The sequence below is a fragment of the Nocardia sp. alder85J genome (genome assembly GCF_020176955.2).
Classification (GTDB): Bacteria; Actinomycetota; Actinomycetes; order Mycobacteriales; family Mycobacteriaceae; genus Nocardia.
The window spans coordinates 116,837-137,367 of sequence record NZ_JAIUCZ020000005.1 but is presented as its reverse complement, the minus strand read 5'-3'; the positions used below and the strand labels follow the sequence as shown (position 1 = coordinate 137,367).

Genomic DNA, 20,531 nt, shown 5'->3' with positions numbered 1-20,531 from the left:
GGCAATGCCGCTCAGTTTGGCATTGTGCCCGGTTGTCAACCGGGCACGATGTGTACGTTGATCTGGGTTTTGTAGGTGGTGCGGTCGATCGGGCCTTTGGCGCGGTGTTTGGAGATGGCGCGTTTGACCACGCGGGGGCTGGTGCGTTCCCGGCGTGGCGGGAGCGGGTCGGCCAGGATGGCGCGGCCGATGGCGCCGATCAGGTCGATGGTGGTGCCGGCCAGGACTGCGGCGGCGTGGATGAGCTGGTCGCGGGCAGTGTGCACGGCGATGGTGAAACTGGCGCGGTCGGCGGTGAAATCTCCGCTGGCCAGGGCGGTGTCGGCGATGGCGGTGCGTAGTGCTTGGTAGGTGATCAGCAGGGCATAGATCTCTTGGGTGACACCGCCGGGAGTGCGGGCACGTAACACCCGCCCGCCCAGTATGGTCGATTTCAGCTCGAGATAGCTGGTTTCGATCTCCCACCGCTGATGATAAAGCCGAACCAATTCGGTTGCAGGGTACTGGGTTTCGTCGGTCAGGGTGGTGATCAGACGGTAGCGGCCGACCCGGCGCGGGCCACCCTGGCAGCGCACGACGATCTCGGCGTCGACCACGCGCACCAGGACCGGGCCGACCCGCGCCAGCCACGACCGGTCCTGCAGATGCTTGATCGGCGGCAAGACGCGGTTGTCCTTGCAGCGAATCAGTAGCTCCGCCCGCGTGGCGGAGATCTTCTCGATCAGGGCCGCGACCGCGAAGTTGCGGTCGGCCAGCAACAGCATGCCTGGTTTCAGGCAATCGAAAAGCTGTGGTGCGTAGCTGGTTTCCCCGGTCAGGTAGGGGCCGGACACCGCGTCGATGACGGTGCGGGTGCCGCAGGCGACCACGGTCAGCAGCCGCAGCATCGGATACCCGGCCGCGGCGTCGGGCCGCCCGGTCTGGCGGCCGAACATCGCCGAGTTCGCAGTGCTGTCGGGGGTGAACATCGTGGTGCCGTCGATCGCGCACACCAGCAGCCCGCGCCACCGCACCGCACCCACGCCCGGACCTGCCACCAACGCGAACAAGGCCCGCAGCGGCGCGGGGCCGACCCGCCGCAACGCCTGGGTCACCGCCGAAGACGCTGGTGCTGGCACCGGCACATCGCCCAGGCCGCTGACCAGCCGCGCCCACACCTGCCGGTAACCGATCTGTTCGAACAACGCCCCGGCCAGCAGCAGATACACCACCACCCGCGAGGGCAGCACACGCACCCGCCGCTCAGTGGCCCGCGTGGCCTCCAACGCGGCATCAACGAGGTCGAACGACACGATCTGGGTCAACTCACCCAGATGCCCCGGCGCGAACACCCCCGCAGCTACCGCCGCACGCCGGGAGATGACAGACTGAACCGACAGCGGAACTCCTTGGTCGAAGGCTTGTCTTTGGCGGACAACACCTCTCTACCAGCAGTTCCGCTGTCTTTTCTACCCAGACCTCCAGCCCCGCAACAACATCCCCTTGACAGCTGGCCCACCACCCAAACTGAGCGGCATTGGCACTAGGGGCGGCCGAGCGCCGCCCGGGTATCCGGCCTCAGCGCACGCGTTCGTAGCGCAGATAGACGACGCGCGAGCTCAATGTCCGGGACTCGGCCAGCCGCAACCCCAGTGGCGCGGCCAGCGGCGGGAAGTACGGCGTCCCACTGCCCAGCACGAACGGCTTGACGAACAGCCGATAGTCGTCGACCAGATCCGCGGCGATGGCGGCCGCCGCCAGCCCCGCCCCGCCGATGGCCACCACCCCGTCACCCGGCTGATCCCGCAGCCGCCCGATCTCGGCGGCGATGTCACCGGTGGCCAGGCGCGCATTGCCCACCACCGCATCCAGCGTGCGGGAGAAGATCACCTTCGGGATCGCCCGCCAGATCCGCGCGAACTCCAATTCCGCCGGATCGGACATGGTCTGCTCGGCGGTCTCCCACACCAGCATGGCCTCGTAGAGAGCGCGCCCGCACAGATGCGCGGCGACCTCGCGGGTCTGCTCGACATGAAAGCCGAACTCCTCCGCATCCGGTGCGGTCCAGCCGATATCACCGCCCGGCCCGGCGATGAAGCCGTCCAGCGACACGCTCATCGAGTAGATCACCGGCAGCATCGGACCTCCTCCGCGACGGGGCGAGTGCCGCCGAGCAGATCGAGAACCTCGCCCGAACCTGCGGCTATCGTAGTGCGTGCGCGGCTCGGCGCGGCGGTACCCGGGCGGCGGTGTCGGCATCGCGCGCGTGGTCCTCGGCGCGACACCGGGGATGGCCGCCGCATGCCGGGACCGGCCTGCCGGAGTCTTCACGAGGCCGAAAGACGCAGCGCCGGTGGCGGATCCGCATTTCCCGAAGGCCGCCCGGCGCTGCTCGGCCGAGCAGCCGGACTCCGGAGCGGCGGGCAGCACCCCTCGGACCCGCTACTGCCCGCCGTCTCCGAAATCCCTGCGAGGCAACCGATCCCGGTCACCGGGTTCAGATGCCGGGCGCGGCCGACGACGTGGTGTCGCGGGCGCCGGTGCTCCCGGTCTCGGCGACGACCACGAACTTCATCGACCTGCCGTCGGTGAAGCACGCGCGCAGCGGGGCCACCGTTCGCCGGTGTTCCGGATCGGATTCCCAGGCGTAGAAGTCGCGCAGATCGCGCCACTCGCTGGTGATGAGCCACTGTTCGGGATCCGCGGGCGATCGGCACACCTGATCGACGACGTGTCCGGGCACGCCCTGTGCGATCAGGTGCCGGATTCCCTCGTAGGCGGCGAGGAAGTCGCGCTCGCGGTCGGGCGCCACCCGGATCAGGAACACCACCCGGCCGGGTCCGAGTTCGTGCTGCTCGTCGGTCATGACATACCTCCGTGTCTGCGCAGGATCAGCGCGCTGTTGAAGCCGTCGAATCCGCGGGCGACGACGGCCGCGACATCGACGTCCGCGGCGCGCGCGGCGGGGATCAGGTCCAGATCGGCGTGCGGGGTGGCGGTGCCGAACGCGGGCAGCAGGCCCTCACGCATCGCGAGCAGCGCCGTGGCGACCTCGAGCGCCGAACTGCCCTGGTAGGCCCGGCCCAGCAGGGCCTTCTGCCCGGTCACCGGGACACCGGCGGGAAAGACCTCGCGCAGGGCGGCCGCCTCGGCGCGATCCGCTGCGGGCACGCCCAGCGCATCGGCGAACAGCACGTCCACCGCGGTGGCCGCGGCACCGGCCCGGTCCAGGGCCAGCCGCAGCGCCGCCGCCAACTGGTCCGAGGGCAGGTCCTCGGCGACCACGCCGTGCGGGCGGGACCGGCGTCCGTCATGGGTGGCGGCATGGCCCGCGATCTCGCCGTAGATGTACGGGACGCCCCGGGCGATCGCGTGGGACTCCTCCTCGACCACCAGCACCGCACCGCCTTCGGCGGGCACGAAACCTGTTGCGTCCGTGTCGAAAGGCCGATAGGCGCGCCGCGGGTCGCGACTGGGGCTGAGCCAGCCGCTGCTCTGCTGGCAGGCCAGCGCGTACGGGCTCAGCGGCGCCTCGGTGCCACCGGCGAGCACGACATCCGCACCGCGCCGGATCAGCCGGGCCGCGACCGCGAAGCTGTCCAATCCGCCTGCGGCCTCGGCGATCACGACACTCGCCGGCCCCTTCATCTGATGTGCGATGGAGGTCTGGCCGACGGTGGCCGCGTAGAACCAGGCGATCGACTGGTACGCGCTGACCGTCCGGTTGGGCCCGGTCCACAGCCGTTGCATCTCCCGCTGACCGAAGTGGTTGCCGCCGGAGGAACTGGCCAGCGCCACCGACATCCGATACGGATCCAGTTGCGCCGGATCGAGATCCGCATCGGCGAAGGCCTGAGCGGTCGCCGCCAGCGACATCCACGTCCACCGGTCGGTCTGCACGATCAGCTTCCGATCGATATGGTCCTCAGGATCGAATCCGCCGACCTGCCCGGCCAGTCCGCATCCGTACCGCGACGCGTCGAACGCCGCGATCGGCGTCAGCCGATTCTCGCCCGCCAGCACGGTATCCCAGTGGTGAGCGGCCGAATTACCGCTGGGCGCAACGACTCCGATGCCGGTGACGACGGCGTTGCGGCTCATCGCAGCTCCGGCGGCCGGCGGAACACCATCGCGGACTGGAACCCCCCGAATCCGCTGCCCACCGAGAGTGCGTGCCGCACCGGGACGCTACGGGCGGTGCCGGGCACATAGTCCAGATCGCACTCCGGGTCGCGGTGCCGCCAGTTGGCCGTCGGCGGAATCACCGCGGTCTCGATCGCCAGCGCACAGGCCGCCATCTCCAGGGATCCGATGGCCCCCAGCGAATGTCCGATCATGGACTTCAGCGAACTGATCGGCGTCCGGTACGCGAACGGGCCGAGAGCCCGCTTGTACGCGGCGGTTTCGTGGCGGTCGTTCTGCTTGGTGCCCGAACCGTGCGCGCTGATGTAGTCGACCGCATCGGTGTTCAGCCGCGCCTGATCCAGCGCATCGCCGATGGCCAGCGCCATTTCGGCGCCGTCGGGCCGCAGCCCGGTCATGTGATATCCGTTGCAGCGGTTGGCGTAGCCCGCGACCTCCGCGTAGATGTGGGCGCCGCGGGCCAGCGCGTGCCCCATCTCCTCCAGCACCAGCACCGCGGCGCCCTCACCGAGCACGAATCCGCTGCGGGTCCGGTCGAACGGCCGGGACGCGGTGGCGGGATCCTCGTTGTCGCCGGTGGTGGCGCGGATCGCGTCGAAGGCCGCCATCGAGATGGGGGAGATGGGTGCGTCCGCCGCGCCCGCCAGCACGATATCGGCCTCACCGTCCTGGATCAGCATGTGCCCGTGGCCGATCGCGTCGATGCCGGAGGTGCAGCCGGTGGAGACGACCGTGGCCGGACCGTGCACGCGGAACCGGGCCGCCACCTCCGCGGCGACGGTGCTCGGCACCAGCGCCTGATACAGGTACGGCGAGCAGGCGGCGTCGTCGACGAGCCAATGCCGGCCGCCGTCGCTGGCCACCACGAATTCCGATTCGAGGGTGATCGTCGCGCCGACCGCGCTGCCCATCGACACCCCGGTGACCGTGCGCTGCGCATCGGACAGCTCCAGGCCGCTGTCTTCGACGGCCTCCTGCGCGGCGACGAGGGCGAATTGCGTCAGCCGATCGGTGCGCCGGATCTCCGCCGGCGTGAGACCCGCTGCGGCCGGGTCGAATTCGCATTCGGCCGCCACCTGGGATCGAAAACCGCTGGGATCGAACAGGGTGATCCGCCGGGTGGCGGTGCGCCCGGAGGTCACGAACTCCCAGAACGACTTCCGGCCGATCCCGCCCGGCGCCACCACACCCACGCCGGTCACCGCGACGCGTCTCACGACGTGTGCTCCAGGGTCTCGGTGTCGACGTGCCCCAGTTCCGGGCGCGGGGCCAGCGGTCCCAGGTGGAAGACGACCAGCGCCTCCCCGGAACCGGTGTTGCGCAACCGATGCCGGGTGCCGATCGGGATGAACAGCGCCTGCTCCCCGGCCATCACCCAGGGCTCGTCGTCGAGGTCCACGGTCAGCTCACCGCGTACGCAGAAGAGGAATTCGTCGGAATAGGGATGGAAGTGCTCGCCGATGAACTCCCCGGGCGGAATGGTCGCGGCGCCCATGAATCCGGCGGTGGTGCCGACATTCCGTGGGCTCAGCAACGTTCGGAGGTCGCCGCCGCGGCGGCGGTCGGCGGGCACGTCCGTCATGGTGACCAGGACGGGCACGGGTTGGGACATCGGCCTGACTCCTACTGTGGTGTCGCGGAAACAGCGGCGTGGTCACGTTCGATGCGCTCCTTGATGATGCGCATCTGAACGCCGGAATTGGCGTTGATCCGGGCCGTCATGGTGTCGTCGTCGACCGGGGCCCCGGATTTCATGTGGAAGTCCTGCTTCCAGACCATCGTGGTCACGCCGTCGGCCTCGGTGTAGGCCCAGCGAATGTGCATGTGCTCGAACGGGCCGGTTTCCACCCGGTGCGCGCTGACCGTCCAGGTGGCCGGGTCGACGGTGCGTTCGCTGACCCAGCTCCACACCTGCCCCTGCTCGTCGGGATGCATCTCCAGCCGGAAGCGGACCGTGTCGCCGACCTCGGCGATCACCTCCACCGCCGCGTATTCGGTGAACAGTTCGGGCCAGGTGCGCACGTTGTTGGTCGTGGCCCACACCACCTCGCGCGGTGCGGCGATCGAAATGCTGTTCTCGGTCTGTGCCATGGTCAGCCCTCCGTCGTGGTCAGTTCGTCCCGGACGTGCGCGGTGATGTGCTCGCCGGTCAATTCGAGGATTTCGTCCGGCAGTCGCACCCCGTAGGTGTCCATGACGGTGGTCTGGATCTCGAGCGCGCCGAGGGAGTCGACACCGAGCTCCTCCAGCGTCTGCTGCTCGGGCGATTCGCCCGCGGTGGGGTCCAGGCCCAGTCCGACGTTGCGGCGCAGGATCTGCCACAGATCCTCCAGACCGAAGTTCTTCGACATATCCGTACCTCTCGGCTATCCGATGTGTTCCGGGCCGGTCTCCGGTGACCACCGGTAGAACAGCTTCGCCCGTGCGTCGGCGGGGCCGCGCCAGGTGGGCAGATACGGTGACACGTATTGCGCCAGTGCGGCACTCACCCGTACGAACTCCGGGTGCGGCGCGATGCGCCCGATCGCGGCCGCGCCCTCGTCCGACGTTTCCAGCAGGTGCACGTAGACATCGCCCAGCGCATAGAGTTCGCGGCGCGAAACCCCGGCTATCGCAGGCAGTTCCGTGCGATCGGATTCGGCGAATATTTCGCCGATCGCCGAATATTCCTCGGGGCGTATGCGCGCCACGATCAGTGAGCGGTTCATCGGTCGTCTCCGAACTCGTGATCGAACGTCGAAACAGCGGTTGTCCGTCACGATGTCGGCTGCCCGTGAGGCTCGGCAATCCATGATCGAACTCGGAAATTACACCCCTCCGTACCCAGCGGCACGGTCCAGCCGAGACCGACTTGGACAAATCTGGACACCGCTGCCTCGCGCCCCGGCTCCGCCCGGGAACCGGTGGCAGCCGGGACGTCGAACGGTCCGTCCGGCGGCCACCGGACGGGGCAGATGTCGCCGTTGTGACATCGCCATGACAACCGCGACGTGACAGCCGTGCGGCTGTTCACACGGCGTCACCGAATTCGGCACGGTGATCGCTCGCCCATGCCTCGCAACGGAATCCGGATATACTCGCACCGCCTTCCACAATGCGGCCGGAGGGGCCGATCACCTGCCGCCGGGTGATGAATCCGCGATACAAGATGGACAGCCGGTGACCATGTCCCACGGACAGCGCCCCGAGGGTGTGATGAGCGGCAACGGCCCGGACCCGCGCCGGGTGGCCGACCTCACGAGTCTGGTGCGCGAACTGGACCTGTTGCGGATCCGGGCCGCACACGGCACCCGCAAGACCCGGGTGAGCATCGACGACCTGCACCGGAAACTCGCGGACATCCCGCGGTCCACGCTGGCGAACTATCTGAGCGGCAGGCATTTCCCGCCCGCCGACCTGCTCGACCGCATCGTGATCGTGCTCGGCGCCTCGTCGGTGGAGCAACGCGCCTGGAGCGAAGCGTGGTTCGCCGCGTCGGAACAGCGGATCGGTGATCGATGGTCCTTCGGCCGGACGGCGCCGGTCGCGACGCCGCGCGAACTGCCGGTCGCCGTGCGCGGATTCATCGGCCGCCGTGCGCATCTGCGCACGCTGGACGCGATGCTGGACGGCTCGGCCGCGAATATGCCGATCGCGGCGATCACGGGCACCGCCGGTGTCGGCAAGACCGCATTGGCCGTGCAGTGGGCGCACCTGGTGTCCGATCGGTTCCCGGACGGTCAGCTGTACATCGACCTCCAGGGCTTCGACACCGGTGATCCGGTGGCCCCGTCCGACGCCCTGGCCTCCTTCCTCGGCAGCCTCGGCGTCCGGCCGGACGAGATCCCCCGCCACGAGGCCGAACGCGCGGCCCGCTACCGCACGCTGCTCGCCGAGCGGCGCATGCTGGTGGTTCTGGACAACGTGCACTCGGCGGCCCACGTGCGGCCGCTGCTGCCCGGCACATCGGCCTGCCTGGTACTGGTGACCAGCCGCAACACCCTGTCCGGCCTGACCGCCGGCAGCGGCGCCACCCGGATCACCCTCGAGCCGATGCCCGGCGCCGACGCGCTGCGGCTGCTCCGCTCCCGGATCGGCGCCCGCGTCGACGTCGAGCCCGAGGCCGCCGCTGCACTGATCGACCGTTGCGCCCGGCTACCGCTGACCCTGCGAATTCTGGCCGAGCACATGGTGATGCACCCGCATGCCGCCTTCGCCGAGGTACTGCGCGAGTTCACGCCGAAGAACTCCCTCGACCTGCTCGACGCGGGGGAGGACTCCCGCACCGACATCCGCTCGGTCTTCTCCTGGTCTCTCGACCATCTCCAGGAGGACGCCGCGACGGCCTTCCGCCTCCTCGGCCTGCACCCCGGCCACGACTTCGACGCCCACGTCGTCGCCGCGCTGGCCGGCGTGGACCGCGGCGACGCCCGCCGCCTCCTCACCGCCCTGCACCGCGCCCACCTGCTGGAACCGCGCGGCGACCACGGCCGCTACGCCATGCACGATCTGCTCCGCGCCTATGCCGCCGAACTCGCCGCCACCATCCCCGCGGCGGAGCGGCAGGCGGCGACGGGCCGCATGCTGGACTACTACCTGCACGCCACGACGAGCGCCGTCGGGATGATGCAAGCCGGCGACGAGGACCTCCGGCGACGCTCGCGTCCGAACGCGGCGACGCCCGCCTTCGCCGATCCCGCCGCCGCGGACGCCTGGCTGTCGCTGGAGAAGACGAACATCGTCCGGGTCGCCGTCTTCGCGGTGGAACACGAAAACCACGGCTACGCCATCGATCTCGTCCAAGCCCTGAGCCGCTTGATCCACAACGGCGGCTTCCACACCGAGGCGTTGAGCATTCTCGTCCCGGCGTTGTCGGCGGCCCGCCGCCACCACGACGCCCGCGGTGAAGCGTTCGCGCTCAACCGGCTCGGCATGATCCACACCCGACTCGGCGAATACCGCGCGGCCCACGACTTCAGCCGCGCGGCCCTCGACGTCGCCGGCCGCGCGCGGCAGTCGCTGGAAGCCGCCGGCGATGCCGCCCTCGCCGAATCGAGCCACTTCCAGGCGGGCGCCACCGAACCGGTGCCGATCACCCGGGCCGTCGCATTCCGATTCGGCGAGGCCGCCGCGCTGAGCAACCTCGCCGCCGTCTACACCAGATTGGGTCGCTACGACGAGGCGCTGGAGCACCAGAACCAGGCCCTCGCCATCATGCGCCGGTCCACGGTCCGCGCGCTCGAGGTACCGGCCCTGGCCAATCTCGGCGAGATCCACCTCGCCGCCGGCCGCTACCCGGAAGCGATCCAATTCTGCACCGAGGCACTGCAACTCGCCAGGGAGTCCGGTCCCCGCGCGTACGAGGGCATCGCACTGACCCGCCTCGGCGACATCCACGCGGCCCAGGACCGCCCCGACGAAGCCGAGAAGCTGTACCGCGAGGCCCACACGATCGCCGTCCAGACCGACGACCTGAGCCTGGAAGCCGAATCCCTCAACGGACTGGGCGCCCTCCTGCACACCCGGGCCGAACACACCAAAGCCCTGAACTACCACACCGATGCGCTGGTCATCGCCCGCTCGATCGGCCAGCGCCACCAATGGGCCACCGCCTTGGCCGGCGCCGCCCGCGCCCAGCACGCCCTCGGCCTGCACGACCCGGCTCACCACAACCTCGAGCAGGCCCTGACGATCTTCACCGAACTCGGCGTCCCGGAGGCCGACGAAGTCCGCGCCTGCCTGAACGACATCGACCGCGCCCCTCGAAGTTACGGCCCAGTCTGATCGAATACCTCTGGGTCGCAACGCCGTTCCCGCGCACGGAAGTTCGTGCGCTCAGTACGGCGGCGCCGCAGGTCGGGGAGTCGGCATCACCGACCGTGAAGATCGGAATCCGGGTCCGCGTCTGCGGACTCGGTTGTGCCCGGAGGTTTTCGATACTGTCTTACAGAAATTGCCCCAGGTGAGCAGTCGGCAGAAGGGGCCGATCACGGCGAAGGGCCACCGTGGTGACGGATGCCGGCTCTCGTACCACGTCGCCTTCCTCGATGTCGTTCCCGGTCTCGACTCCTGGCCCATCCTGACCGGCCTGCGCAGATCACCCGCCGCGATTCGTGATCTCCTGTGCCGCTGACGATTTCGATCAAATCATCGACGGCGGGATGTCGGGGCGACGGTATTCGGCGTCGCTGCGGCGGGCGGAGATCGTTCTCACCCCCGGGAATAACTCGATCGCAGGTAGGGTCGGGTCGACTTGTCGATCGAGCGGGATTCCGGGAGCGTGCGATGCCGCGGTTGCTACACCAGTTCGCCGTATTGGGGGAGCCGGTGGAATCCGCCTCCGGCGAGTGGGCACTGCGCTACGACGGGGACGGTCGCGCGGTGATCGCGCGCCGTGACGGTGTAATCACCTGGGCCGCAGGCGCGGTCGGCTCCCTGCGGCTCGAGCTGGACGGAGTGTTCGTCGTGTACGACGGCGACACCCCGATCTGGCGCGGCGACATTCCGATTCGCGGCTACACCTCGTTCCAGATCACCGACTAGGGTGACGGCGTGCTCTACGACGACGGATTGGCGCTCTACAGCGTGCTCACCGGCCCGATCCGAGCAGTGTCCCTGGGGGACCGCGCACCGGTGGCGGAGATCCTGGGCTCCCGATTCCTGGAGTCCCCCAACGGAAAACGCACCGTGGTACGACAGCACGAGCAAGCCGGCCTGGTGCACAAGCGGAAATTCGTGGGCGGTGGCTTCACCACCGTCGTGCAGCCCGCGGAAGTCCGGACGCTGCTGCGACCGGATACCTGGCTGACATGGCGATTCCTGGAGACCGACGACGGCGGCGCCTGGGAACTGGTGCTCGTCGACGCCGCCGACGAGGTGCTCTGGATATGCGGCCGCGGCCACGTCGGCTCGCCGGGATCGGACCACGCCGACGACCCGCGACAACCCGAGGACGAGGCGGAGGCCGGCGACGAAGCGTCCCTGATCGCCTGGATGGACGTGGGCCTGGACCTGGAAGCGTACTGCGTCACCGTGATCCACGACGTGGACCCGGACGAGGCGCTGCGCCGCTTCGGCGCCACGGACGCCGAGATCTCCACGGCCACATGGACGGAACTGCTACGCCGAGCCGGCTACGAGGACGTCGACTGGCACCACGTCGTGGCCGCCTTCCCGCTGGGCCCGCACACCCTGCTCGTGGAGGACAACGGCTGGGAGGGCGCCAACCGCCCCGACCTCTCCCGCGGCACCTTCGCGGTCTCGTCGTATTGCAGCGTCAACGCCGACACCCTGTTCCTGGTCAGCCGGGACGGCGAAACCCTGGCCACCTTCCAGGAGAACTGCCCCAGCGACGCCGAAGGCAGCGATATCGGTGTGCTGACCCGGGCCCTGTCCGAAATGGGCATCGACGACCCCCAAGCCTTCGACGACGATGACGAGAACTTCCTCGAAGACCTGGAACTGTTGTGCCGGGTGGCGAACGTCCGCCCCACGGTCGCGGACATCACCGCCCCCGCCCGCGTCACCATCCTGTCGAGATAACCCACAACCCCTGCCCCGGAAGGACATCCACGTGCCGGACACCCCCACCTGGACGCCCCCGCAAACCCCCGAGGAATGGCGCCCCGAGGAATGGCGCCCCTACCTTCTCGAATACGGCGAAATCTACGTCCGGACAGCCAACGAGTACGTCCGCCCGTACCTGACCGCGGAACAGGTGGAGACGCATTGGTTCGGCGCCGCCCCCGCCGACGAACACACCATCGCCGCCACCGAACAGCGCCTGGGCCTGACACTCCCCCCGAGCCTGTCCACCTTCCTGCGCGCCACCGACGGCTGGCGGGCCGTAGGCGGCTGGATCGACGAAATCTACGGCTGCGCCGACCTCGCTTGGCTCCGCGACACCGAGATGGGCGCGGAACTGATCGAAATCTACAGCGAGGACGAACAGGAGGACGACGACGACCCGAACGAATACCTCGTCCTCTTCCGCCGAGCCCTCCGAATCGCCGCAGGCGAAGACCTCTGGCTCCTCGACCCCACCCTGACCCACCCCGACGGCGAATACACCCTCTTTCAATTCTACCCGAAATACGGTGACGCACGGGAGTATTCGAGCTTCGCCGAACTGGTCCACGACAGCCGGGACACCATGATCAAGCTCGCCGAGACCGGCGAATGAGCGGCGGGGCTGTCCGCTGAGTTCGCCCACGGCGACGACTCTGCTAATCAGAGCCTTACCGGCCGACCACCAGAAGAAACGTCCGCCACGGCATTCTCGTCATGCGCATCCGCATGAACCAAGCCCTGGCCGAGGGGCTGTCCCGTGGCCGGCCGCTACGGCCAGAACGTCGCGACCGCAGCCTCGGTCAGCACCGGTTGTTCGCCGGGAAGCGGGCCCAGCGCGATCAGCTCGGCCGCGGAGGCCGCCGGCCATCCGCTGACCGCGATGCTGGTGTCAGCCCGTGCCCGTCGTAGTTCGGTATCCGGCGCAAGGCCGACGACGTCGCCGACCATCCAGACGGCGTTCGATCGCCGATGCAGTAGTTGTGCCCCGGCAGCACTGAAACCATGGGCGTGGCAGGCTGTTTCGAGTCCGGTCTATCCGGGCAGTGCACTGTCGGTCATCGCCGACCTCGATGAACAGCGGCTCGCGGACGAGTTGCGGCTGGGTCGCCGGAACGACCTGTTTGACCAGCGCATTTGCAGGCGGGCGAGCGGTGCCCGCCGGGGTGCTCCGGACAACGGTAGATTCGCCGGGGTCTGTCTTTGAAAGTGCTTGTGTCAGCGCGCTTTCGCTGCGAGCGCTGACGGGGGTCATCGTTGGGGTGCTGCCGTCTTTCTGGATCGGGAACAGCCGTGAGTTGGTCGTCGATCGGTGTCGTGTTGCCGCATGCGCGCATGAAACGCGTTGGCGTTCCTATGAACCCGATGGTCCACTCGTGCGCGAGTCCTATACTGGCGCTACATGTCGTCGGCCACCGGCCGAACGCTGCCAAGGGGGTTGGTGGGATGCCCGGTTCGTCGGATCTGCGGTCGCTGTTCAGCTTCGGTGGTGGTGACATCGACGCACAGGAAGTGTTCGCGAACCGGCACGACGAGTGGAAGGCTGTCGTGGACGGTCTTCTCGCGCATGTCGCCCGGGTTCAGACACCTGATTTCCGGGTGGACGATTTCGTCGGACCCCGTCGCAACGTGCTGGTGTTCTACGGTGTCGGCGGGATCGGTAAGACCATGCTCTCCAAGCAACTCGAGGCGCATCTGCTCGCGAAAGAGGGCCGGCATCCGGTGGTGGCCTGGTCGGCCATTCCCGACCAGGTGGGGCGGTTGCTGCCGGTGCGGATCGACCTCGCTCGTCAGGGCGGTGTGGATTTCGAGGACGCGGTATTGGCGGTGCGGCTGGTACTGGGCAGGCTGGGACGGCCGATGCGCGCGTTCGACCTCGCAATGCGTCACTACTGGGAGGTGAACCATCCCGGTGAGCCGTTGGAGGGGTACCTGCAACGGAACGGCTTCTTGCGCCGGCTGTCCGACTCGGTGTCGTTACCCGAGGACATGCGGGCGGTCATGGAGGACGTCGCCCAAGCGGTCGAGATGCCCAGCGCTATCGGCGCCAGCGCGTTGTCGATCTTCTCCACATTCTCGAAACTGCTGCGGAATCGGCATGACAAGGCGATAGCGTTCGCGCGCTGTGCGCGGCTGCCCGATCTGCTGGAGGCCGATCAGGACATCGAGACTCTCGGTTACTTTCCGCATCTGCTGGCCTGGGATCTTGCCCAGATTCCGCCGAAGCACTCGTCGACTCCGGTGATTCTGCTGGACACCTTCGAGGAGATCTCCGACCGCAGCCACCGGGAAGTGGAGAAGCTGTTCCAGCGCATGGTGTGGCTGATGCCCAATGCGCTGTTCGTGATCACCAGCCGCAACCGGCTCGAGTGGGACAATCCTGCCCTCGAAGGCCAATTCGATTGGGCAGGACCGCATCGCTGGCCCGGTCTGGCGCCTGGTGCGACGGGTGAGCCGCGGCAACACCTGGTCGGTTATCTGTCCGACCATGATCGTGAGCAGTACCTGCGTGACCGTCTCACTCGCGCAGGCGAACCTGCGATTCCGGGCCCTGTTCGCGATGAGATCTCCGCCAGGTCATACGGTTTGCCGCTGTACCTCGATCTGGCTGTCATGCGATTCCAGGATCTGTTGTCCCGCAACGGAGTTACTCCCGATCCCGAAGAGTTCCAGCGGGATTTCCCCGCTCTGGTGGCTCGTATCGTCCGTGACCTCAGTCCGGACGAGCGGACCGTCCTGCGTACGGTGAGTCTGCTGGACTCGTTCACGATCGATCTCGCGACCGAGGCCGCCGGGTTGTCTCGCGATGCCGCCGCTCTGAATCTCGTCGAACACCCCTTCGTGACACACGATCCGGCCGCACCTTGGCCGTACCGACTGCACGATCTGTTGCGGACTACCGTCCGGGCCGCGGACGCCACCACGGAGGACCGCTGGTCTCCGGCGGATTGGCGCCGCGCGGCTCGAACCACTCTCACCGCTCTGGGTACCAGGGTGCCGGTGACCGGCGGTTACCGGTGGCGCCAGGGGTTGATGTCGTGTCTGACCCAGGGCCTGAACCTCGCCTGCGAATACGATCTCGAGCCCGACTGGCTCGTCGACGCCGCGTGGCGGTATGTCATGGAATCGGTCTGGGAGCCGTTGGAGATCGCCGAGGTCGCTGAGAATGATTGTGCCGCCTCGGGATTGGCCAAGACACTACACGCGATCTCGCTCGGGCAGCGCGCCGACCGTCAGGTCAGCGTCGACGAACTCACCGACGTGCTCGCCTCGGACCACCTGTCCGCGGCGGGTGAGGATCTCGCCCGCTACTACCTCGGCGAAAATCAACGTCATCTCGGCCTCTTCCGGGAATCCGCGGCGAACATGCGCCATGTTGCGGCGGGCACCAGTCCGATGGCCGGACAGGCATTGCGAGGCTTGTCCCACATTGCCCGCCACCTCGGCGAATTCCCCGAGGCTCTGTCGACGATTGAGGCGCTCGACCACGACACCCACTACTACCGAGCCCTCGGCCATCTCTGGTGGGTGCATGCCGATTTCACTCGTGCGTTCGCGGCGTACACAGCCGGACGACAGGCTGCTCTCGATCACGACCAGCCCGGCCCCGCGGCGCTCGCCCAAGCCGGACTGGCGTTCGCTACCGCACTCGGCGACGCCGATCATGCCGCGGGCCAGATCGCCTTGGCCAACAAGCTGCTGCGCGGCCTGAATCAGACTTGGTCGCAGGCTCAGGTGAGTACCGCCGTGCTGCTCCAGGATGTCGGCCGGGACACCGAATGGTCCGAGCATGTCGCCGAACTCGAGCGGTCGTATTCCGGCGACGGACTCGGATCCGCGCTGGCCTACCTCCGCTTCGCCGACTGCTTCCATCGTGCGGTTCGAGATGATCGCGTGGGATTGCACGCCGCTCGCGGTCGACTCGAACAGTGCACTGCGGGTGGTGAGTACTACTACCTCGTCGAAATCGCGCACTTTTTCGATGACACCACCGCCGACATGCAAGTGCCGCCCGCACAATGGATCGACGGTGCCGATACGGTCGCCCGCCGATGGCGCACCCGAGTCGCCGACCGGCGCCGGGCGCTCGGACTCAAAGCCGATCCGGCCCCTGGAGCGGGGACTAGAGTCGAGCGAATGGCTGACCGAAACGTTCACCCGTTCAATGCCGAATCATCTCATCACACATTGCAATTGGCGGCATTGGAAGCCGATGTCCGGATCGACGACGCCCGACTGCTGCGGATGGGTGAGAACGCCATCTATGCGCTCGAAAGCGCCGGTGTCGTCGCCCGGATCGCGCGTAGTGACGAACGTCTGCCCCGCGTCGAGAAGGAACTCGCCGTTGCACGGTGGCTCGCTCATCACGGGTATCCGGCGGTCCGGGTCGCCGAGCGACTCCCGCAGCCGATCCGGGTCGACGGCCGTGTGGTCACCTTCTGGAACCTCGTCGATATCGTCGGCGAGGCCACCACCGATCAACTCGCGGCCCTGCTCCGGGAGTTCCACTCCTTGCCTCAGCCGGGCTTCCCGCTCCAGACCTTCGACCCCTTCGTCGCCGTCCCCGACCGGCTGTCCAATCCGGGCAATGCGGATCCGGACGACGTCGCGTTCCTCACCGAGATGTACCATCAGCTGCGCGAAAGTTACAGTGCGATAGAATTTCCCGAGCTGACCACCATCCACGGAGATGCTCATCTGGGTAACGTCCTCGCCACCGCCAATGGCCCCCTGCTGTCGGATTTCGAGGTCGTTGCGCACGGTCCGTGGCAATGGACATCACCACCATCGCCATGACGGTCGATCGCTTCGATATGAGCGCTACCGAGTATTCCGCGTTCGCGCAGATCTATGGACGTGACGTCACTCGACAGTCCGAGTATGAAACGCTGCGTGCCGTGCGAGAGCTCACCATGGTCACCTGGCTGATGCAGATCATCGACGTCAGCCCGCGACATGCGGCAGAATTCCGCCACCGGGTCGCGTCGCTGCGCGCCGGCGACACCCGGCAGCGCTGGAATGCGTTTTAGGCGCGATCTCGACAGGGCTCAGCAGGACTCGATGTGGTGGGGCTGATACCTTCGACCGGAGTGCGTCTTATGGTGCCGCACCAGGCAATTCGCCGGGTCGCGGCAAGATGGAACTATGCCCGGGAAGCAACAACGGCCCACATACAACATCTGGCTGATCAGGCTGTGCTGGGTGATCCTGGTCGTGGTTCTGTTCGGTGGGGTGATGGGGCTCGACGCGGTGTGGCATCCGCATGGTAAAAGCGATCCGAAGGGTATTCCGATTGCGTTGTACGGGCTTGCCGTCGTCCTGGTCGGCGGCGGATTGATCGCTGGGATGTCGCGGAGGTAGGCGGGCGCGGGAGCGGCGCTCATTCCGGCCAGGCGCTGTCGCGGATGATGTCGACGAAGTCCTGGCGCTGGAAGGTCGGGTCGAAGTGGGCCAGGACGTCGTCGTTCATGGTTCCGAAGGTGGTGTCGGGGCGGTCGGCCATGCCTTGGTGGAAGGCGCGGAGGATGCGGTTCTTGAAGTCCGGGCGGGGGTGGGCGGCTACGACTGCGGTGCGTTGGCCGGCGGTGATCTCGTCGAGGTCGAAGCCGAGGACGTCGGTTTCGACGCCGAGGGTGACCACGGCGACCTCCGGTGGCAGGCGCAGGGGGATTTCGGGGGTGGTGTGCAGGGCGATGGCCAGCCAGACGGTGCGGGCGTCGTGCTCGGGGCGGCCGTGGTCGAGGAGGAAGTTCTGTGCGGCGTCGGCGCCGTCGAGTTCGAATCGCTGCGTTGTGGTGCCGTAGCCGGGGGTCAGGCCGAGGTCGTGGAAGAGGGCGCCCACGTAGGCCAGTTCCGGGTCGGCGGTGAGGCCGCGGGCGGCCAGTTTCAGTGAACCCCAGAGGAATACCCGGCGGGAATGGTTGAAGATCGTGTCGTCGGCTGCGGCTCGGACCAGTGCTGTCGCGGCTCGGACGAGTTCGGTGTCCGGAATGGTTATTCCGGCGATTGTTTCGGGCATTCGTCCTCCAAGGTCGGTGGCCGGTGTGCTCCCGGCTCAGTTGCCGTCGGTGAGGATCTCTTGCGGGTCTACGCCGATGACGGCCAAGAGGGCGGTTACCTTGCGGTCGAGTTCGTGGCCGACTTCGGTGATCCGGGGGTCGTCCAGACCGGCGAAAACGGTGCTCGGCTGGTCCAGGGCGAAAACGGCGTTGCCGTGCTCGTCGGCGAAGATCAGCACGCGCAGTGGTGCGTACAACAGGGCCAGGGGGCTGTGCCGGTACATTCGCTCGGCGATGACATGGTTGCCGAGCAGGTACTCGACCGCCGGGTTGTGGTGACCGGCGGCCGACATCAGTGGTTTCGCGTCGATCGACGCGAAGATCATCAGGCCGTGCGGGGCGTTCGCGGCGACGGCCGCGCGGATCTCGTCCCAGGATCCACCGCGGGCGGTGATCGATTCGACCGCGGCGCTGTCGAATACCGGTGCGGCTCTTTCGAAGTCCCGTCGGAACGTCTCGAACGGGAGGTCGGTGCCGATCTGCCAACGCGTCACGGTGTGCGCGTTGCGGTGGATATCGGTCATCATCACGTCCTGATCCGGTGCCGGCATGGGGGTCGGAATCTACCGGTTCCGTGGATACCCGATCGGACCTGGTATCCATGGGAGGCGTGCTGCCGGGCGTGTCGATTACCGCGCGGAGGGTGTGAACCGCCCTTCCCGAGGCGGACGAATCAGCCGCACTCCGAGAGTAGCCACATCCACTGCGGCCGCGCGACCGATTTTCTGCGCCGCGCACCAGGGCGACCACACGATCGACAGCTGGACGCGGTCCGGCACCCGAAAAGCACGGTGCCGGTGGTGAATCCATCTCACGACCGGCACCGTGCACTGAACCTTCTACAGCTGCGCCAACCGTGGCGCCGCACCCTCGGCCCGGATCAACGCACCCGCCTCGCGGGTGAGTTCCCGTGCGCTGCCCAGCAATCCGTCGAGCACCAGCACCCGGCGGATGTGCCGGTGCAGGTCGTGCTCGTCGGTGAAGCCGATGCCGCCGAGCACCTGCTGGCAGTGCCGGGTCGCGGTCAGGGCGGCCTGGCCGGCGGCGGCCTTGGCCAGCAGGGCGCCCAGGTCGCTGTCGGCCACCGTCAGGGTGGCTTCCGCGCCTTCCAGGGCGACCAGGGTTTCGGCCAGGCGGTGCCGGACCGCTTGGAACGAGGCCAGGGGGCGGCCGAACTGGACCCGGTCCAGGACGTGGGTGCGGGCCAGGGAGAGCATGGTCCGGCCGGAGCCGATCAGCCACCAGGCCAGGGCGGTGCGGCCCGCGGCCAGCGGAATCTCGCTGCCGGAGTCCACCTTTCGCAGGGGGAGTTCCCCGTCCACTGCCGCGCCGGCGGCGGAGGCGGCGGAATCGCCTCGCTCCCAGGCGATCCAGGCGCCGCCGGTGAACGGCAGCGGGACGGTGGCGTCGTCCGCAACCGGTTGCCCCGCCGCGTGCCGCACCACGTCGTTGAGGACGGAGGCGTGCGCGCCGGTCTCCCCGAGCAGCCGGAACACCAGGGGCACCGCGACTTCCGGCATATCGGTGAGCATGTCGAGCCAGCCGAGGTCGGTCAGCGCGCGGTCCAGCGCGCCGCCGGTGGTGGTCGACATCGTCTTGCGCAGGGTTTCGGTGAGCAGTTCCAGCTCGGCGGGATCCATGCTCATGCTCACTCCTTGCCCAGGTCCAGCAGGCGGCGGGCGATGATGTTGCGCTGGATCTCCGCGGTGCCGCCGTAGATGGTGGCGGCGCGGGCGTACAGGAACTCGGTCCGCCATTCGATGTCGTCGAATTCCACCGCGCCGGGGACGAGGTCCCGGACGGTGTTCATCAACTGCTGTTCCGCGGTGGCCAGCAGCACCTTGTCGACCGAGGTCTCCGGGCCCAGGTGGCCGCCGTCGGCGAGGGTCTGCTGGGTGATGCGGGAGCGGCAGCGCAGGGTGTGCAGCGCCAGGTACGCGGAGCCGAGTTCGGCGTCCACGCCGGTGTCGGACAGTGGCGCGGTGGTCTGCGCGATCAGCTTGTCCAGGCGGTTGAACAGGTAGGCGCCACGGTGCCAGAAGCAGGTGGAACGCTCGTGCGGCAGCAGGTCCATCGCCAATTGCCAGCCGTCGCCGAGGTTTCCGAGCATCCGGTCACCGGGCACCACCACATCGTCGAAGTACACTTCGGCGAATTCATCGAGACCGTGCATGGTTTTCAGCGGCCGCACGGTGATGCCGGGGGTGTCCATGTCGACGAAGAAGGCCGTGATCCCAGCGTGGCCGGGCGCGGTCCGGGTGAGCAGGACGCAGCGGGACGCGTACTGCGCCAAACTGGTCCACACCTTCTGGCCGTTGACGATCCAATTGTCGCCGTCGGGAACGGCTTTCGTCGTCAACGAGGCCAGGTCGCTGCCGGAACCGGGCTCGGAGAAGCCCTGGCACCACTGTTCGGCGCCGGACAGCATCAGCGGCACCATCTCCGCGGCCAGCTCGGGCCGGGCGTGGGAGATCATCGTCGGTACCAGGACCTCGATCATCGAGTACAGGCCGGGCTCGGCGAGGTCGCGGGTGGCGACCTCCTCGCCGAGCACCGAGCGCAGTACGGCGGGCCCGCCGAGCCCACCGACTTCGGCGGGCCAGCCGTACCGCATCCAGCCGGCGTCGTACAGGGCCCGGCGAACCCGGCCCAGCTGCGCCACCTGTCCGTCCAGCGAGTGGTCGGCGCCGGGGGACAGGTCGTTCTCGTCGAGCCAGCTGCGCAACTCCGAGCGGAACTGCGCCACATCGGGTATCACAGGTGCACTCATACAGCGTCCTTTCACGCCGGGCGAAACCGGTGGGA

The 20,531-nt window shown here is 68.0% G+C and carries 22 protein-coding genes; 9 read left to right on the top strand and 13 right to left on the bottom strand.

Annotation, left to right across the window (positions count from 1 at the left end; translation table 11 throughout):
- Positions 1–35 precede the first annotated feature (35 nt).
- The 9 genes from LBW94_RS20360 to LBW94_RS20320 form a co-directional block, all read right to left on the bottom strand.
- Positions 36–1,331, bottom strand: a complete 1,296-nt coding sequence (locus LBW94_RS20360; protein ID WP_225062800.1) for an IS4 family transposase — start codon at positions 1,329–1,331, stop codon at positions 36–38.
- Between the two features lie 226 nt (positions 1,332–1,557).
- Positions 1,558–2,118: a dihydrofolate reductase family protein gene (locus LBW94_RS20355; protein ID WP_225059136.1), complete on the bottom strand. Its 561-nt coding sequence runs from the start codon at positions 2,116–2,118 to the stop codon at positions 1,558–1,560.
- 358 nt (positions 2,119–2,476) lie between these two features.
- Complete coding sequence (locus tag LBW94_RS20350) at positions 2,477–2,845, bottom strand: antibiotic biosynthesis monooxygenase family protein (protein ID WP_225059137.1); 369 nt, start codon at positions 2,843–2,845, stop codon at positions 2,477–2,479.
- Positions 2,842–4,080, bottom strand: a complete 1,239-nt coding sequence (locus tag LBW94_RS20345) for a beta-ketoacyl synthase N-terminal-like domain-containing protein (RefSeq protein ID WP_225059138.1) — start codon at positions 4,078–4,080, stop codon at positions 2,842–2,844. The genes LBW94_RS20350 and LBW94_RS20345 overlap by 4 nt, the downstream gene beginning before the upstream one ends.
- The gene (locus LBW94_RS20340; protein ID WP_225059139.1) at positions 4,077–5,339 is read right to left on the bottom strand and encodes a beta-ketoacyl-[acyl-carrier-protein] synthase family protein; all 1,263 of its coding nucleotides are present in this window, start codon (positions 5,337–5,339) and stop codon (positions 4,077–4,079) included. The genes LBW94_RS20345 and LBW94_RS20340 overlap by 4 nt, the downstream gene beginning before the upstream one ends.
- Positions 5,336–5,734 (bottom strand): cupin domain-containing protein, encoded by a 399-nt coding sequence (locus tag LBW94_RS20335; protein ID WP_225059140.1) that lies wholly within the window; start codon positions 5,732–5,734, stop codon positions 5,336–5,338. Before LBW94_RS20335 ends, LBW94_RS20340 begins: the two co-directional genes overlap by 4 nt.
- Positions 5,735–5,745: 11 nt before the next feature.
- Positions 5,746–6,213 (bottom strand): SRPBCC family protein, encoded by a 468-nt coding sequence (locus LBW94_RS20330; RefSeq protein WP_225059141.1) that lies wholly within the window; start codon positions 6,211–6,213, stop codon positions 5,746–5,748.
- A 2-nt stretch (positions 6,214–6,215) separates the two neighbouring features.
- On the bottom strand, positions 6,216–6,473 hold the full coding sequence (locus LBW94_RS20325) for an acyl carrier protein (RefSeq protein ID WP_225059142.1): 258 nt from the start codon (positions 6,471–6,473) through the stop codon (positions 6,216–6,218).
- Between the two features lie 15 nt (positions 6,474–6,488).
- Complete coding sequence (locus LBW94_RS20320) at positions 6,489–6,830, bottom strand: TcmI family type II polyketide cyclase (protein WP_225059143.1); 342 nt, start codon at positions 6,828–6,830, stop codon at positions 6,489–6,491.
- A 457-nt stretch (positions 6,831–7,287) separates the two neighbouring features.
- On the opposite strand from LBW94_RS20320, the gene LBW94_RS20315 reads away from it, so the two are divergent.
- The 9 genes from LBW94_RS20315 to LBW94_RS20275 all read left to right on the top strand — a co-directional run bounded on the left by LBW94_RS20315 (position 7,288) and on the right by LBW94_RS20275 (position 17,028).
- Positions 7,288–9,885: an ATP-binding protein gene (locus tag LBW94_RS20315; protein ID WP_225059253.1), complete on the top strand. Its 2,598-nt coding sequence runs from the start codon at positions 7,288–7,290 to the stop codon at positions 9,883–9,885.
- A 178-nt stretch (positions 9,886–10,063) separates the two neighbouring features.
- Positions 10,064–10,234: a hypothetical protein gene (locus LBW94_RS20310; protein WP_225059144.1), complete on the top strand. Its 171-nt coding sequence runs from the start codon at positions 10,064–10,066 to the stop codon at positions 10,232–10,234.
- A gap of 152 nt (positions 10,235–10,386) precedes the next feature.
- A complete protein-coding gene (locus LBW94_RS20305) occupies positions 10,387–10,644 on the top strand; it encodes a hypothetical protein (RefSeq protein ID WP_225059145.1) in 258 nt (85 codons plus the stop codon).
- A 9-nt stretch (positions 10,645–10,653) separates the two neighbouring features.
- Positions 10,654–11,643: a DUF6461 domain-containing protein gene (locus LBW94_RS20300; protein WP_225059146.1), complete on the top strand. Its 990-nt coding sequence runs from the start codon at positions 10,654–10,656 to the stop codon at positions 11,641–11,643.
- Positions 11,644–11,674: 31 nt separating this feature from the next.
- Positions 11,675–12,283, top strand: a complete 609-nt coding sequence (locus LBW94_RS20295; RefSeq protein WP_225059147.1) for an SMI1/KNR4 family protein — start codon at positions 11,675–11,677, stop codon at positions 12,281–12,283.
- A 144-nt stretch (positions 12,284–12,427) separates the two neighbouring features.
- Positions 12,428–12,874, top strand: a complete 447-nt coding sequence (locus tag LBW94_RS20290) for a hypothetical protein (RefSeq protein ID WP_225059148.1) — start codon at positions 12,428–12,430, stop codon at positions 12,872–12,874.
- A gap of 239 nt (positions 12,875–13,113) precedes the next feature.
- Positions 13,114–16,464, top strand: a complete 3,351-nt coding sequence (locus LBW94_RS20285) for an aminoglycoside phosphotransferase family protein (protein WP_225059149.1) — start codon at positions 13,114–13,116, stop codon at positions 16,462–16,464.
- Positions 16,440–16,697: a hypothetical protein gene (locus LBW94_RS20280; protein WP_225059150.1), complete on the top strand. Its 258-nt coding sequence runs from the start codon at positions 16,440–16,442 to the stop codon at positions 16,695–16,697. Before LBW94_RS20285 ends, LBW94_RS20280 begins: the two co-directional genes overlap by 25 nt.
- 172 nt (positions 16,698–16,869) lie before the next feature.
- Positions 16,870–17,028 carry a hypothetical protein gene (locus LBW94_RS20275; RefSeq protein ID WP_225059151.1) on the top strand — a complete coding sequence of 53 codons (159 nt, stop codon included), beginning with the start codon at positions 16,870–16,872 and terminating at the stop codon, positions 17,026–17,028.
- A 19-nt stretch (positions 17,029–17,047) separates the two neighbouring features.
- Here LBW94_RS20275 and LBW94_RS20270 read toward each other — a convergent pair whose 3' ends face one another.
- The 4 genes from LBW94_RS20270 to LBW94_RS20255 all read right to left on the bottom strand — a co-directional run bounded on the left by LBW94_RS20270 (position 17,048) and on the right by LBW94_RS20255 (position 20,496).
- Positions 17,048–17,686: an HD domain-containing protein gene (locus LBW94_RS20270; protein WP_225059152.1), complete on the bottom strand. Its 639-nt coding sequence runs from the start codon at positions 17,684–17,686 to the stop codon at positions 17,048–17,050.
- Between the two features lie 36 nt (positions 17,687–17,722).
- Complete coding sequence (locus LBW94_RS20265; protein WP_225059153.1) at positions 17,723–18,277, bottom strand: DUF302 domain-containing protein; 555 nt, start codon at positions 18,275–18,277, stop codon at positions 17,723–17,725.
- A gap of 288 nt (positions 18,278–18,565) precedes the next feature.
- Positions 18,566–19,372 carry an acyl-CoA dehydrogenase family protein gene (locus LBW94_RS20260; protein ID WP_225059154.1) on the bottom strand — a complete coding sequence of 269 codons (807 nt, stop codon included), beginning with the start codon at positions 19,370–19,372 and terminating at the stop codon, positions 18,566–18,568.
- Positions 19,373–19,374: 2 nt separating this feature from the next.
- Complete coding sequence (locus LBW94_RS20255) at positions 19,375–20,496, bottom strand: acyl-CoA dehydrogenase family protein (RefSeq protein WP_225059155.1); 1,122 nt, start codon at positions 20,494–20,496, stop codon at positions 19,375–19,377.
- Positions 20,497–20,531: the final 35 nt, after the last annotated feature.

What these genes read in the sequence shown, in the direction of transcription:
- LBW94_RS20355 (WP_225059136.1), bottom strand. Translation starts at nt 2,118, where the DNA reads ATGCTGCCGGTGATCTACTCGATGAGCGTGTCGCTGGACGGCTTCATC.
- LBW94_RS20350 (WP_225059137.1), bottom strand. Translation starts at nt 2,845, where the DNA reads ATGACCGACGAGCAGCACGAACTCGGACCCGGCCGGGTGGTGTTCCTG.
- LBW94_RS20345 (WP_225059138.1), bottom strand. Translation starts at nt 4,080, where the DNA reads ATGAGCCGCAACGCCGTCGTCACCGGCATCGGAGTCGTTGCGCCCAGC.
- LBW94_RS20335 (WP_225059140.1), bottom strand. Translation starts at nt 5,734, where the DNA reads ATGTCCCAACCCGTGCCCGTCCTGGTCACCATGACGGACGTGCCCGCC.
- LBW94_RS20330 (WP_225059141.1), bottom strand. Translation starts at nt 6,213, where the DNA reads ATGGCACAGACCGAGAACAGCATTTCGATCGCCGCACCGCGCGAGGTG.
- LBW94_RS20325 (WP_225059142.1), bottom strand. Translation starts at nt 6,473, where the DNA reads ATGTCGAAGAACTTCGGTCTGGAGGATCTGTGGCAGATCCTGCGCCGC.
- LBW94_RS20320 (WP_225059143.1), bottom strand. Translation starts at nt 6,830, where the DNA reads ATGAACCGCTCACTGATCGTGGCGCGCATACGCCCCGAGGAATATTCG.
- LBW94_RS20315 (WP_225059253.1), top strand. Translation starts at nt 7,288, where the DNA reads ATGTCCCACGGACAGCGCCCCGAGGGTGTGATGAGCGGCAACGGCCCG.
- LBW94_RS20305 (WP_225059145.1), top strand. Translation starts at nt 10,387, where the DNA reads ATGCCGCGGTTGCTACACCAGTTCGCCGTATTGGGGGAGCCGGTGGAA.
- LBW94_RS20285 (WP_225059149.1), top strand. Translation starts at nt 13,114, where the DNA reads ATGCCCGGTTCGTCGGATCTGCGGTCGCTGTTCAGCTTCGGTGGTGGT.
- LBW94_RS20280 (WP_225059150.1), top strand. Translation starts at nt 16,440, where the DNA reads ATGGACATCACCACCATCGCCATGACGGTCGATCGCTTCGATATGAGC.
- LBW94_RS20270 (WP_225059152.1), bottom strand. Translation starts at nt 17,686, where the DNA reads ATGCCCGAAACAATCGCCGGAATAACCATTCCGGACACCGAACTCGTC.
- LBW94_RS20265 (WP_225059153.1), bottom strand. Translation starts at nt 18,277, where the DNA reads ATGCCGGCACCGGATCAGGACGTGATGATGACCGATATCCACCGCAAC.
- LBW94_RS20260 (WP_225059154.1), bottom strand. Translation starts at nt 19,372, where the DNA reads ATGAGCATGGATCCCGCCGAGCTGGAACTGCTCACCGAAACCCTGCGC.
- LBW94_RS20255 (WP_225059155.1), bottom strand. Translation starts at nt 20,496, where the DNA reads ATGAGTGCACCTGTGATACCCGATGTGGCGCAGTTCCGCTCGGAGTTG.